The following is a 15,201-nucleotide window of genomic DNA, read 5'->3' as shown; positions in this document are numbered from 1 at the left end:
ATATGAATTACAAAAGAGATGCTATTATTTTTGTCCTGACCTGGCTCGCTTTCGTAGCGAACGGACAGAACTACACGACACCATTCAACCACAGCCTGTTGAATGAGACGTATTACGACCTGCTCATCGGAGAATCGTCCGGAGACAGGGCCTATCATTACATCATAGATATCGCACCATACGAGAGAGACCGAAAACATGCGGACTACCAAGGCCTGTTCATGGAATCGAGGTACGTGGTAGATAAACTGAAGGGATTTGGCATACAGAACGCCAAGACCGAACGGGTCGGCAAGACCAAGACTTGGGATGGGATAAGCGCCTCCTTATGGGAGGTATCCCCGAAACAAGTCAAGATCGCCGATTACCAAGATCTTGCTGCCATCTTGGGGCAAGGGAGCAAGAACGCAGATATCACCGCCCAACTAGCGTGGATCGGCCGGGGGGAGGCGCATGAGATCAAGGCGGTAGACCTCAAAGGGAAAATCGCCGTCACCGAAGCCGCTGCCTCCCGGGTACATGACAAGGCAGTAGAGGCCGGAGCCGTAGGCATCATCAGCTACTACTCACCCCGTCCTTTGATTGATCCGCTACAGATCCCCAACAGCGGTATTCGCGGCCAAAGACCGACTTTCTGCTTCAATCTAACGCCTAGAGACGGGTATGCGTTGCGCGATCGTTTGTTGAGAGGAGAGAAAATCACCGTTCACGCCAAGGTAGAGACCATGGAAGAGGAAACAGACATTGAAGTCCCCACTTGCCTCATCCCCGGCACCGACCCGAATGCGGAAGAGGTCATCTTCTCCGCACACCTCTTCGAGGGATACGTGAAGCTGGGGGCCAATGACAATATCTCCGGATCGGCCGCCCTGCTAGAAGTGGCACGTACCTTAAACAATTTGTTCGATAGCGGTAAACTACCTCGCCCGAAACGGAGCATACGCTTCATCTGGGTCCCGGAATTCCAAGGAACCATACCTTGGGCCAAGCAGAACAAGGAGATACTCGACAGAACGCTTTGCAACATAAACCTGGATATGGTAGGCTTGTGGTTGAGCAAGAGCGGCTCTTTCTATTGCTTGCATCGCACCACCATGGGGAACCCGCATTACCTGAACGACGTAGCCGAATCGTTCTACCATTACATGGGCGCGACAAACAAGTCATTCGTCGCTACCGGAATGGGGCGACCGGACGCACTGAAACCAGTGTACAGCCTCACCGGGTCACAAGATCCTTTCTACTATTCAATCAACGCCCACTACGGATACTCGGATCATGAAGTATTCAGCGACTGGGGGGTTCAGGTACCGGGTGTTATCATGATCACTTGGCCGGACAACTACTACCATACCTCCGGCGACCGTCCTTCCATCTGCGATCCTACGCAATTGCATCGGGCCATCGTCCTTGCCGCCGCTACGGCTTATACGATCGCGGCCGCCGATGAGAACCAAGCGCTAGCGATCGCCAACGAGGTCGCCTCCAACGCTGCTAAACGGATGTCGATCAAAGCGAACGATGACCTCACTCTGCTGTATCAAACGACAGGAGAGCTGTTTACCGCTTCCTACAAGAAGGCGAAATTCAACCAAGATGCCTTGTTAATCAATGAGAAGGCGACATTAGAAAGTATTCTGGAATTAGCACCGTCCAGCTCCCTCTTGAGAAATCACATCGCCTCGCTGCAAAACACCCTGCAAGAGAAAAGCGCAAGTAATCACAAAGAGATCGATGCCGCGATGAAAGCACGTGCGACTGTGTTAAAGATAGTACCCATTAAGCGTATCGAACTGACAGAGGAAGAGAAGAGTGCTTCCAAAATATTCCCCCGCTCTACAGCGAAGGTGAAAGAGACCGGTTATGGCGTACTTCGATCCATTCCGAAGGAATTGACAGAAAAATATAAGCCGTCCCCCAAAACCGGCGGCACTTATACACGCACGACCTTGGCGCATGGCGACGATATCGCCAAACTGACCGTATCCGGGAAGAACAGCATATTGGATATCAAGAAAATGCAAGATGCCCAATTCCCTGACGCAGATAAATTGGAGGACATCGTACGTTTCCTTGAAATGTTGAAAGAAGCTGGACTTGTTACATTCTAGACTGATCTTCGGGAAGAAAACATTATCTTTGCTTCACGATTAAAATGTTACCACGATGAAACACTTAAAGTACTTGGCTTTTGCCGCCTGCCTGGGAGGTCTCTCCCCGACCCTTGCGCAAAACGCCTCTAAAAACCTAACAGTTGATGACCTGATCACTTGGCAACGAATCACAGACCGGGAGATCTCGGACAACGGAAAATGGGTAGCTTGCAAGATGGAACCTTGGGAAGGTGACGCTACCGTTTATTTATACGCGGGTCAAGGACAAGAGGCCGCCACTTTTTCCCCAGCCGGTCAGTTCGCATTCTCCGCCTCTTCTTATTATCTGGTCGTCACACAGACACCTAGGAAGTCTACGGTTGATTCCTTGAAAATCTTGAAGACAAAAAAGGATAAAATGCCAATGAACACTTTGGTGATCTATTCCGTCGCCGGTAAAAAGGAGACGATAGACTCCCTCAAGACCTTCAAATTAGCGGACGAGGCAGATTGGATCGCTTATCAAAGAGGGCGGAAGGACTCCACCTTGTACGTCCGCTCGCTGGATGGAAGCAAGACCTTCCGGTTTCCAGCCGTAACGGATTTCCAATTCGCCAAGAAAAGCGGTGTGCTATATTACACGAGTGCGGCGGAGGGAGAAGCGGGTATATTCACCTTGAATCCGGAGAAGGGAAGCCCGGTGCTCATCAAAGAGGGAAAAGGTGTATTCAAACAGGCCACGTTCGATGAAAAAGGGGAACGGTTGGCTTTCTTATATTGCGCCGACAAGGATTCTTCTTACAAAGCATTAAGCTTATGGCTATCCGAACATAACGCTCCCGCACAAGAAATCGCCACTCGTGGAAACAGTGCTTTCCCCGCTGAATGGGTAATCAATGAGAACGGGATGCTTCAATTCTCGAAATCCGCTTCCCGTCTGTTTTTCGGCACCTCTCCAGAGCCGAGGCAAAAAGATACGACTCAACTAGCCGAGAATCGTCCGAACGTACAGGTTTGGAGTTGGGATGAGCCCGTACAATATACCGTACAGGATTACAACAAGAAAAAAGACTTAAAGAAAAGCTATCAAGCGGTTTATAATCTGGGTAACGGCTCTATCTTCCAATTGGCGAATGAGGAATTACCGAATATCCAATTGGGTAATGAGGGTGACGCACCCTTGGCGCTCCTTTCTACTTCCCGTCCGTATTCATTGTCTTCCATGTGGGAGGCCCGCACACGCAGCGACTATTATACCGTATCGTTGGATAACGGGGAGCGCAAGCAAATCGCCCAAGCGGATTATGGCCGTTTCCGCCTCTCCCCACAAGGTAAATATGCGTATTGGTATGGCGAGACGGATAGCTGTTGGTACACGATCGCTTTGGCGGAAGGTAAGCAATATCGCTTAACTACTCCGGAAAGCTTCCCGGCCTGGAACGAGGAGAACGACGTACCCGATTATCCGTATGCGCATGGAGCCGCCGGCTGGACCGCAAACGATCAAAATCTCTTGATCTATGATCGTTATGACATCTGGAAATTCGATCCGACCGCAGCCATCCCTCCGATCAACCTGACCGTGAACGGAAGGAAGGAGAAACTTTCCTACCACTTGGAACAATTGGATAAAGAGGCTCGTTTTATCGATCTCGGTAAACCACAATTATTAAAAGGATTCAACGAGATCACAAAAGGATACGGATTTTATAGCGCACGCCTCTCCGCGCCGGCCGTTCCGAAGACTTTGCTGGCAGGTAATTACATGCTGCGATCTATCAACAAGGCGAAGAATACGGACGACGTGATCTATACGATGGAAACCTTCCAGCGATACCCGGATATCCACTATTCTACCTTGGCGTTCAAGAAATCCGTGCAATTGACTCATGGAGACAAACAGCAGGAGGGCTTTATCTGGGGTACCGCCGAGTTGGTATCATGGATTTCCTTGGACGGCCGTCCACTGGAAGGTGTCGTTTATAAGCCGGCAAATTTTGATCCGAACAAGAAGTACCCGATGATGGTAAACTTCTACGAGCGGAATTCGGAGACTTTATATAATTACCGTATGCCGGAGCCGCATCGTTCTACGATTGATTATCATTTATACAATAGCAATGAATACGTCATCTTCAACCCGGACATTCGCTATGTAGATGGTTATCCGGGGGAAAGTTGCTATAACTGCTTAATGCCGGGTATCACCATGATGATCGCCAAAGGATATATCGACGAAAGAGGAATCGGTGCGCAGGGACATAGCTGGGGAGGTTACCAAGTAGCTTATTTAGCGACTCGTACGGATTTATTCTCCGCTATCGAATCTGGGGCGCCTGTCGTAAATATGTTTAGCGCTTATGGCGGTATCCGTTGGGGTTCCGGCATGGCTCGTTCTTTCCAATACGAGCATACGCAAAGCCGTTTAGGAGCTACGCCATGGAACTCGCCGCTTCGTTATCTGGAAAACTCGCCGTTGTTCACGATGGATAAGGTGCAGACCCCAATATTGATCATGCACAACGATGCCGATGGTCATGTGCCTTGGTACCAGGGTATCGAGTATTTCGTTGCCATGAAACGGTTAGGTAAACCTTGCTGGTTGCTGAATTATACAGGCGAACCGCATTGGCCGATGCATATGGCAAACCGCATCGATTTCCAACGTCGCATGTTCCAATTCTTCAACCATTACCTAAAAAAAGAGAAGATGCCTAAATGGATGTCAGAAGGCGTACCTGCCGTAGAACAACCGTTTGAGTTGGGGTATTGATCAGGCAATTACAGCTTCATACGGAACTCGGTACGGGCATCAGGCGAGGAATCAACGGGTTAAATCACCGCCATGCAATCACGTTGTGCGGTGGGAGATACTGAGGCCGATACCGCTGCCACTGGATTTCGTAGAGAAGGAAGGCGTAAAGATGGCAGACAATAGTTCCGGAGAAATACCGGAGCCATTGTCTGTTATGGCTGTATATATATACCCTACCATCTGTCTCCAAGGCCTCTATAAAAACGATGCCATCCGTTAGCCCCTCTATCGCCTGTAATGCGTTACAGATCAAAATTAGTCAGAGCCCACACAATCAAGTTTTGGTCCGCATATGCACAGTTAAGGCTTCTGCAGAGGAGGAACGAATACGATCGCTATCCGGCTCGGCGCACAACAACTGTTCCTTCTTCCGAAATAAAGAGGTTATAAACACCTCGGCTCTTTTCGGTTCTGGGAGATGCGTCAGACTAAACACTATTCGCCCATTGGCAATTTACTTAACTGAGATATGGCTTGTAAATTGGAATAATCGTATTGGTAAAGGCCATCGTCGGCGATCATCATCAAGATATTCTTAAAAGGGATTACGTCATAACCCTCCATGCCGGCATAATGAACAAGCTGATTAGCCATCAAGGTCATAGGATCCTTCACGTTGAAGACCTTTAATCCTTCGTCGCAGAGGAATAAAGTACCGTTATCGATACCTAATCCTTTCGGGCATTTCATGCCATAAGTAACCAGCAGGTTCGGTTGATCCACATCACTTACATCTATAATCATCAACTCGTTGGCATTTTGCCCACAAGTATTTCCGGAATGCACGGTCACATATGCCAAATCATCCTCCACGACAACCGGATCGCAGCCAAAGACATGACTTACGGAAGAACGATACTTAGGTGCTAGCGGATCTTCCAACGAATAGATCAACATACCGGTCGGAGTTCCCATGAACAGCTTATCCTCATAATTGAAAAGAGTCTCAACATCACGTTGCAACCAAATGTCATTTGTCGTCAAGACAGGCTTGTCACCGGAAAGGTCGAAAACACACATAACATTCTGTTCTACCGTATATAAGTACTTACCATAAATAGAAAAACGAGCCATAGATCCGTTCTCTCCCTGTGCGGAAGTGCCAGAAGCCACCTCGTTCGTCAAACAATCGCCAGAACTCGGATAATAATAAATGGTTTCCTCCCGTTCCTTCAGCTTCCAACCAACCACGACACCTTTCGCTCTCGCTTCCTCCGAATAACACATATTATAATCGAACCCATAGTCATTCTCTATGGTCGGAAGCGCATAACGGAATGCGTTCTCCACACGGCCTTCCAATTCAGGTCTCTCCGGATCAGAGATATCGAACCAGACCAAATCCACATACGAATCCGCATACAATTTATCATCCTTGATCGAGAGATCCTCGTTACCGATCAGCTCTACAAAGCCCGCTATCCGGGGAGATGCCGGATTCCTGTTATCCACGATATGGATGCCCTTATCCGGAGAAGAAATATACAGGTAATCCTTATAGAAACAGATCTTACCCCGCTTGGTGATTGGCACCACCTCATCCGTCACCTTCACTAAGTTCCGAAACTCGGAAATCGACATGAATACCGGTTCATTGATAGCGTACCGAACGACCTCCACTCTCACTCCATCATCCTTGCATCCCATTAAGGCGCAAAGGCTAAAGGCAAATGCCCAATAAAAAAGTTTACGCATAATTATAATAGATTTTAATCATCAAAAAGCATATCGTATACCTGCGTTCAACCCAAATCCCAACGGCTTGTCCGTACGGATACTAGCCGGTTGATCACAGTCGAAATAATAGGAGAAGCGAGGTTCGAAATAGAGGCTCCAATCCCCATAGAAACGATAAGCGGCACCGACCGAGGCATTCACGGACCATTGCATACCGCGGATGTCCTCCTTTTTGCGCTTAGAGATAGTTGTCCCGTTTCCGGTGATATAGCCACTATACACGGCCTGCAAACCCTTCTCCATCATAAAGCCTCCGGAGAGATAGACATTCCATCTCTGATTCTTCCATAAATAAACCACTAGATTCAACGGAATACCCAAATAATGTAAAGACGATTTTACCTCCGACGGAGAATCCCCTCCCTTCTTAAACGTAGTGGATAAATACGTGTACATCAATCCGCTTTCCACGGCTATACACCGGCTAAAGTCCTTTCGTACCGTAAAGCCGAAAGATATCGGAAGGGAATAACTAACGTCCGGATAAGATTCGAACAAACCATTATCCAGGAAATTCTCATCCAACTTAGGACTCCGTAATACCGAGGCATTACGGAATGAGACCGTTTGGGGAGGCGTATTACCATTCTCTTTTTCATCATCGTCTTTATCCGGTTTATTCGGATCAGGGTTTCCCGTCGAATTATTCATATCTTCCGGAGGAAAAGCATCGCCATAACTCATATCTGTATTTAAAAAGCTATCTACATAACCGCTGGAGCCAACGGAGGCCGCCAATAACCATTTATTCCGTTTGCTCTTCTTGGCTTTCTTTTTCAAAGAGGCTTTTCGCTGGAGACTCCGTTCGCCTTCCGGTAAAGGAACCGTAGAGTCACCTCGCTTAACGACTATGTTCGTTGAATCCTCGGACGCTACCTCCTCAATAATCTCGATAGTTTCACGCCTCTCATCCTCCAGGATCGTTCCCTTTTCTCCAACAATAGCGGAAGGCTTAGCCCTTTTTCCCCATTTCAACACTTTCGCTATACGTTTCTTCACAGGCTCTACAGGTAAAACGGGATGCTCCGGAAGCCTACTCATTTCCTCCGCTTTCTCCGCTTTCTCTTCCTGAAAGGGATCCGATTCCTCCAATGGCATCTTCTCCGAGGAAGGTAGCTGCCAAATAACCAAGGCCAGCACAACGGCGGCAGCCAGGCCTCCCGTCCACAACCACCCCCGTGACCTCGTTCTCCGGTTCATCTGGGCCTCCACCTCATCCCAACAGCCGGCATCTACCGGCGACTGATGCTCTTCCAAGCGTTGCCGCATATAGCCGCTGAAATCATCCAACTGTTCGTTATGATCCTTATCGTCCCGCATTTTCGTGCTTTATTAAAGATTGTACACTCTTTTGCAAAGCGTTCCTCGCCCGGATAAACTGGGAGCGGGAAGTCGCCTCCTGCACATGCAGCATCTCAGCGATCTCGCTATGCGTATATCCCTCTATCGCATATAAGTTGAAGACCGTGCGATATCCCGGCGGCAATTGGGCCACGCAAGCCAACAACTCGTCCGCTGATAAACGGTCCAATACGGAGTAGTTGATATCTTCCAAACTGTCGTCATAGCCGTCCAGACCTACACTTAGCCTCGTGTTCTCTGAAGACCGGAGATATTCAAGAGCCGTAGTGACAAAGATCCGCCGTACCCACCCCCCGAAAGCTCCGGAGCCGGAATACGACCGGATCTTCGTAAATATCTTCACGAACCCGTCCTGCAGAAGATCGCGGGCCGTCTCCCTGTCACCTACGTAACGCATGCAAACACTCATCATGGCAGGAGCATATTGCTCGTACAACTCCTTACGAGCCCATGATTCACCCCGCATACATCCATTGATTAACAGTTGTTCATCCATAAGTACTTATACTCTCTATACTATGGATGAAACAGGTATCCTAAAAGTTGCATCTTATTCAGAAAAAAGTTACCTTCACGCCAAAAACAGGAGGAGAGTGTATGAGGCGAGGATTGTTTATATGTATGACATGGATATGTGTTGTTGGAATCCATGCACAGTCTGATTTTTCGTTTGTTTTAAATAAAGAGGGTAAAATCGTCGTCTTACCTAAAAACAAGACGTACGAGCTGAACATCCCGAAAACCTCTTATAAAACATTTACCCCTGCGGGGACACGGGATGCCGATATTAAATTGCGGGAGTTCACGCCCGATATTCCCCATACGTCCCTACAGGAGCGTCCGATGGATATGCAGATATCTTCCGCTGCCTATCAGCCTTTCTTTAACGTATATACCCCGATGCTTCGGGAAGTATCGCCGATGGCGTTGGATTTCAATGAGACTTATATGAAACAGCTAAACGAGAGCTTCGATCTTATCGCTAATGGTGTTCAATATACATGGCCGGGAGCCGGAGGTATGACGATCGTGAACGGAGGTATCTCTTGGCATAGCGGTAATTGGAGCCTTTATGGCGGAGGATTCGGTGGACGTTTCTTTAGTCCCTTCAATCCCAGTCCAGGAATAACAGCCGGCGCAAATGTACAAGTAGAATATCAACCTACAGACCGGTTGAAATTGAAAGGATGGGGACAATATGCTTATTACGCTGACGAGTACAACAATCCCCATATGCTCAGGAATCCTTTTTTTTACCATACGCAAGTAGGCGGTGCCATGGAGTTCAGGATCACTGATAATTTCTGGATGGGAGCCGGTATTAACTATGAATACAACCCGGTATGGCGGAAAATGGAACCGCAGTTCCTAATCTATCCCGTCTTCAAATCGGGTCGCTTCAAGATTGGAATGTGAGGAAGACGTTATTTCCGTCTCAAACATTCCTACATGACAACTGCCTAAGATACCGACACCCCCATCTATATTGCTAAATACACGGATCGGTTCGGCCAAGCCACCATCGATCAAAAGGTTCGAAATAGAATCCGTATCTTTATCTTGCAAAACTTTCAGATATCGATAGTATTCCGCAGAGATAGCATAGAGGTGTACCCGTAAGTGCTTGGGAGGAATCGGAAGGAAATCTTCCTCATTTAGATCTTCTATCCCTATCGAATCTGGAACTACTTTTAGCGGATATGATCCATAATAAGATTCATAATAATACTCATCCGTCATGCGCAAGGTATATTCTTTACCGTTGATCAATTCGTCTGAGAAGACTTTTCCCCCATATCCGGAGATCCAATCATTACCTAATATCTGATCCAAGGCTGTCAATGATTGGCCAAAAACAGGCTCAGTCGCATAATTTGGGGTCACCGAGAACCATTTATATTCTCCTGTATATCTTTTAGCTATTCCATCAAAAACAGGAATGCCCTCTTCCATACGAAGTAAATAATAATTCTCCTCGGAAGGATTATCTTTGAGCGTTACCTGATAAATCGCGTTCCGGTGAGTAGGACCAAAAGAAGCAGCTACCGTGGTATAGGTTACCCCCGCTTTCAAGACTCGAGCAGGCTCAGGCATAACTGTCTCAGCGCTTGCCACTCCATATTCCGGGTAAGAGGCTTCCACACGGATACGATCTCCTTTCACCGGTATAAAATCAGACTTGAAATAACCTTTCGTGTTAAATACCTCATCCCCCTCCTGAAAGCTCATACGCTCCTTAAAAACGCCATTCACGAATAAATTCACCTCGGCTTTATCCAAGACCACGTTCGAATGATCATCCGTAAAAAACCAAGTACGGGAGACACTTACAGTCAAGGGTTCGCCGGTTATAGCGACACAGTTCACAACCAAAGTGGGATCCGGTCTCAACGACTCAAGATCGATCTCCCTGATGCAAGACATCAGACAGAATAGACCCACCATACAAATCGTGTTTATCAGGATATTCTTTATCGGTTTCATCTTCCTAGAATTTATACGTATATGATATGGAAGGGATGATGGGCATAATACCAATCAGTTTAAAACAAGGTCTATTTTGACCGGACTGAGAAGAAGAGTCCGGGGTCAAATGAATAATCGGTGCCCAGCTCTCGCTTTTATAGACCATAAACGGATTCATCCGGCTGTATACATTATAGATACTGATATTCCAGATGCCCATTCGCCCCTCCTTCTTCGGGCGATAAATAGCAAGTCCCAAATCCAGACGATGATAAGCCGGCATCTGGTAGTTATTACGGCGTGTATATAGATCCACCACTTCCCCGGATGATTCCGACCAGTTATCCTGTCCGTACGGATCAAGGATAGAAAGCGTGCCAACTTGCGCTTGCTCATAACTTTCCAACGACAAGGTCATACGATTGCCGGAAGTGTACGTCCAAGCAGCAGTCAGTTCCACCCTATCCGACAGTTTATGCGAAACCACTATATTCAATTTATGCCGGTTATCGTAACGTGCCGGAAAGCGTCGTCCGTTATCGATCTCATCGAAACATCGATCCGACCATGAAAGTGTATATCCAATCCAACCGGCCGTACGTCCGCTTTCCTTGCGGGCCAAGAACTCCACGCCATACGAACGCCCCTTGCCGACTGCCATTTTCTCCTCCCAAGCCGCCGTACCGGGCAAGAAGGAATAGCCGTCTTTATAATCCAACAGGTTCTTCATCCATTTATAATATCCTTCCACCGAGAAGCTATAAGAACGCATCAGGTTATAATAGAAACCGGCGGAGACTTGATCGCTGATTAAAGGTTTCAACTTACGAGTGACAGGCATCCACGCATCCGTCGGCAAATTTATATAACTGTTTCCCAATAAATGGATATATTGCCCCATGCGAGCGTATGAGGCTTTGAAACTAAGATCGTCGCGCAGCAACCATCTAAAGGAAATGCGAGGCTCCAATAAGGTATAAGTCTTCCGCTCTACGTTGAACAGGCTAAACCGAAGCCCCGCGTTCAAACGCAAACCAGGTAATACATTCCAATCGTCCTCTCCGAAAACAGCCGCCTCACGAGCCCATAGCAGATCATTCGTATATATTTTCCCTATATTCGAAAACCCCGGCATGCCGGAACCGACAGCTTTCACTTCATTATACTCCGGGCGAAAACGATGCATCAAGAAATCTCCTCCAAAACGGATCACATGCGACGTAGAAGGCGTGTAATCAAATGAAGAACGGATGCCCATATCCAAGATAGAGGTGGAACTACTCGTTTCCGATGAAGAAGACAGGAAGTCATCTTCCCCCTCCACACCATAGCTATATTCTTTTGAACTCCGGACATTCGAGCGATATCGTGAGAAAACCCCGGAGACCCGTCCGAACAGGCGGTTATTGATGACATAAGTCCAGCCCAAGGTCCCCATCAAATTACCCCAGCGCAGCGACGAATAGGTACCATCCGTATATGGGACTTGCTCCTCTTTCGTTGAGAAATCCGTTCCCCCTCCTAATACATCATTCCCATTATATAAGCTGAAGAACATCCGGCTACGATCGCTGAAACGATGATTAAGCTTTACATTCAAGTCGTGAAAAGCGTAACGAAAATTCATTTTATAACCGTCTTTTCGAACCTTATTTGCTATCGCTATCGCCGGGGCAGAGAGTACATCCAGCCACGAACGTCTGAGCGCTACTTGAAAAGCCGTGCGATCCTTGATGATAGGACCTTCCAAGCTCAGGTTTCCGGAGATCAGCCCGATCGTAGCGCTACCACGGTACTCTTTCATATTGCCCTCTTTGGTATGGATATCTACCACGGACGAGAGTCTCCCGCCATATCTTGCGGGGAAACCCGCCTTGAAAAATTCCAGATTGCGGATCGCCTCCGGATTGAAAGCAGAGAATAGCCCACCGACATGATTGATCTGGTAAACCGGGTTACCGTCTATCAAAAACAGATTTCCATCTTGGTCGCCGCCACGAACATATAAACCAGCCAGTCCCTCTGTCCCGGTGGCTACACCCGGAGTCAGTTGCAGGGTCTTCACGATATCAGACTCACCAAACAGGGTCGGTGTCGCCTTGATCGTCTTCTGGCTAAACCCCATCGTTCCCATCAAGGTGTTATTTACAGACAAACGATCCCGCTCCGAAGCGGTAACTACCACTTCCTCCAGACGAGCGTTCGGACGCAACTCCATATTTAACAAGGTATCCTTATCCAATTCCGTGAAAGAAAAGGAACAGCTCTCATAACCAATGTAAGAAGCCTGCAAGCGGATATTCCCCGGCGGAAGCGTCAAGCTGAAAAAGCCATAGCTATTCGTAGCCGAGCCTTTCTGACCGGCGACCTCATAAACAGAGGCTCCGATCAGAGGCTCCGAGGAGGCTTGATCCCTCACGAAGCCGCTGACCGTCACCTGCCTCTGTTTACGCTTCAGAATCACGATCTTTCCACTCACCTTATACACGATCGGATACGGCTCGAACAAGCGGGTCAAACAATCCGTCAATGTCTCATCTTCCACTTGGAAACTGATCTTCGGAAGCTCTTTCAACAAAGAAGACTCATACGAGAAGGTCACGCCTGCCTGTTTTTCGATCTCCGACAAGATCTCCGGCAACGAAACCTCCTTCATACGCAACGTAACCCGAGGATCATCCTTCGTCTTGGAAGATTGAGCCAAGAGCTCCGGTACGGGCATAAAAATCATCCAGCAAAAAATGGGCATAAGCCATTTATTCATCCACTCTGTCATCATTCTACCTTATTGCATTCACTTATAAGACCAGATACTCCTGAAATACCCCTATCTGGATAAGGCTATTTTTTCAGGCTCCCGATAGATCTCACAAAATGACCTGATTTTATTTCTTCGAAGTGGAAACCAGACGTGCGTCCAATGTCTGGTTAACCACCTGCAATACATCCTCCAAAGGCAGATCCGTAAAGGTAGCGGTCAATTTCGCCCCCTCATTCTTTATCCGGTTCGTAATCTTGACTTGATAATAATCACTCAGATCCTCGATCACCTTATCCAGCGGCGTCTCCATAAAACGAAGTTGCCCCGTTCTCCAAGCCAACTTGTTCATATCTTCTTCCGTCACTACCGTTATCTCCTTGTTCTCCATAGAATACTGAGCCGACATTCCGGCGGTAAGTATCACATTCTCCTTTTCCTCCCCGGCGATAAAACATACCTTGCCGGCAACTACATTGACTTCCGTAACGGTAGGCCTCTCATCTATCTGGAAACTTGTTCCCAGCACCCTGACTTCCGTTTGGCTCGTTTTCACGGAGAAGGAGCGTGCCTCGTTCCGCGTCACTTGGAAAAAGGCCTTTCCATTCATCTCCACGGCACGCCTCTCTTTATCATATCTCTTCGCGTCATACCGGATCCAGGAATCGCCGGCCAAGGCGACCAAGGTACTATCCGGAAGGTAAACATCTTTCATTTGCCCGGAGGCGGTAGTAATCGCGACCCAATCCGGGGCGTTTCTCTCTACCACGAACCATGTCCCCAAACCTACGAGCACTAACACGACAGCGGCCGCCCCGATCCAGTACCGACGAAACGAGGCCTTCCGGCTAATCGCATGCTCGGAAGCGAACCGCTGCCATGCCTTATCCGTATCAAGGCTTCCTTCCCGATAGTGTTTCGCTACGAAACGGATACGTTGATCCAATTTATTGCCATGCTCGTTGTTCATTGCTATTCTTTCTATTTAATAAGACCTCCCAGTCTCATACCACTGGAATCCGACATTTGGGGCCTGCCCCTTCTTCAATGGAACTCCTACACTCATACTGGGCGAGATCCTAGACGATACGCAAGATGAGCAAATCATCAGCGATACCGCGCCTACAAACACCCACTTTATACAAACCATCGCTTTCATGCTATTTTCGCTTTTTAAAATGTATATCCCAAGGTAAAACTAGCCGTATGATAGTTCAGGTCTATGTGATAAGCATATCCCTCGTATCGATTACCTGCTCCAAGATCATAGCCAATCTTGAAAGCGACCCGTTTCACCTCTATGCCAGCCTCTATGGTAGCTCCCCAGTCAAAACGAGGCACCACCGCGTATCCTTGGCCGGGATTAAATGGATTCCATGACAATTCCTTATTGTAAGGTAACCTTCCCCCCAAGGGATAATCTTTCTCTCCATACGTAGTATTTCCTCCCAAGCCGACCGCCAAATAGGGACCGACCGCCAAATGTAACCGAACATCCTTAATTGCCTGCCAATCAAAACGGGCCAAGATCGGTAATTGGATATATTCACGGTGTTCCTTCTGGCTGCGATACCTTATACCTTCTACATCAAAATCCTCCGTATCATAAATATTAGGACCCATATTATTCAGATCACTAGACGAAGGATCGAGAAACAGACTCATGCTTACTCTATCTCCGTATAAGTTCTCAGCCGTTCCATAAATCTCACCCCAAGAGGACAGCCCCTTCCCCCGTCGCACATAATACAAACCGGATTGAAGCGAGAACCAGCCCGATCTGAATGCATAAGAGACCGCGGCCCCAGCCTTAAAGCCCACCTTGGCGACATCTCCCTTATACTTTGTCACGTTCATACCGGCTTCCGGAGTCACTTTCCATCGCGCTTGGGTCGAGATCGCACACGTCATCAACATCACAAACACCACCAACTTCCTCATACACTCTCCATGCTTTAGTGAAATAAACA

General features: G+C 47.8%; 11 protein-coding genes. 3 read left to right on the top strand and 8 right to left on the bottom strand.

The annotated features are described in order from the left end of the window. Positions 1–2 precede the first annotated feature (2 nt). Positions 3–2,111 (top strand): DUF4910 domain-containing protein, encoded by a 2,109-nt coding sequence (locus tag G7Y39_RS01345; protein ID WP_165154313.1) that lies wholly within the window; start codon positions 3–5, stop codon positions 2,109–2,111. A 55-nt stretch (positions 2,112–2,166) separates the two neighbouring features. After that, on the top strand, positions 2,167–4,866 hold the full coding sequence (locus G7Y39_RS01340; protein WP_165154311.1) for a prolyl oligopeptidase family serine peptidase: 2,700 nt from the start codon (positions 2,167–2,169) through the stop codon (positions 4,864–4,866). Positions 4,867–4,944: 78 nt separating this feature from the next. Here the strand turns inward: G7Y39_RS01340 and G7Y39_RS13590 are convergent, their stop codons facing one another. From G7Y39_RS13590 to G7Y39_RS01320, 4 genes are all read right to left on the bottom strand, one after another. Further along, the gene (locus G7Y39_RS13590; protein ID WP_241159936.1) at positions 4,945–5,088 is read right to left on the bottom strand and encodes an ATP-binding protein; all 144 of its coding nucleotides are present in this window, start codon (positions 5,086–5,088) and stop codon (positions 4,945–4,947) included. Between the two features lie 255 nt (positions 5,089–5,343). After that, the gene (locus tag G7Y39_RS01330) at positions 5,344–6,603 is read right to left on the bottom strand and encodes an LVIVD repeat-containing protein (RefSeq protein WP_165154309.1); all 1,260 of its coding nucleotides are present in this window, start codon (positions 6,601–6,603) and stop codon (positions 5,344–5,346) included. Between the two features lie 21 nt (positions 6,604–6,624). Then, positions 6,625–7,965, bottom strand: a complete 1,341-nt coding sequence (locus G7Y39_RS01325) for a porin family protein (protein ID WP_165154307.1) — start codon at positions 7,963–7,965, stop codon at positions 6,625–6,627. Next, a complete protein-coding gene (locus G7Y39_RS01320; RefSeq protein WP_165154305.1) occupies positions 7,952–8,503 on the bottom strand; it encodes an RNA polymerase sigma factor in 552 nt (183 codons plus the stop codon). The genes G7Y39_RS01325 and G7Y39_RS01320 overlap by 14 nt, the downstream gene beginning before the upstream one ends. A gap of 125 nt (positions 8,504–8,628) precedes the next feature. Here G7Y39_RS01320 and G7Y39_RS01315 point away from each other — a divergent pair, with 125 nt between their 5' ends. Further along, entirely contained in the window at positions 8,629–9,423 is a 795-nt protein-coding gene (locus G7Y39_RS01315) for a hypothetical protein (RefSeq protein WP_241159935.1), read from the top strand. Here the strand turns inward: G7Y39_RS01315 and G7Y39_RS01310 are convergent. From G7Y39_RS01310 to G7Y39_RS01295, 4 genes are all read right to left on the bottom strand, one after another. Next, entirely contained in the window at positions 9,376–10,491 is a 1,116-nt protein-coding gene (locus G7Y39_RS01310; protein WP_165154301.1) for a DUF4249 domain-containing protein, read from the bottom strand. The genes G7Y39_RS01315 and G7Y39_RS01310 overlap by 48 nt on opposite strands. Positions 10,492–10,495: 4 nt before the next feature. Continuing rightward, a complete protein-coding gene (locus tag G7Y39_RS01305; RefSeq protein WP_165154299.1) occupies positions 10,496–13,252 on the bottom strand; it encodes a TonB-dependent receptor in 2,757 nt (918 codons plus the stop codon). Between the two features lie 106 nt (positions 13,253–13,358). After that, positions 13,359–14,201, bottom strand: coding sequence for a FecR family protein (locus G7Y39_RS01300; RefSeq protein WP_165154297.1), 843 nt, complete (start codon positions 14,199–14,201; stop codon positions 13,359–13,361). 203 nt (positions 14,202–14,404) lie between these two features. Beyond that, positions 14,405–15,172, bottom strand: coding sequence for a porin family protein (locus tag G7Y39_RS01295; protein WP_165154295.1), 768 nt, complete (start codon positions 15,170–15,172; stop codon positions 14,405–14,407). Positions 15,173–15,201 lie beyond the last annotated feature (29 nt).

Source organism: Parabacteroides sp. ZJ-118 (genome assembly GCF_011038785.1).
Lineage (GTDB): Bacteria > Bacteroidota > Bacteroidia > Bacteroidales > Tannerellaceae > Parabacteroides.
Note: the sequence above shows the minus strand (reverse complement) of the source record. Positions and strands in the feature narration are given on the sequence as shown.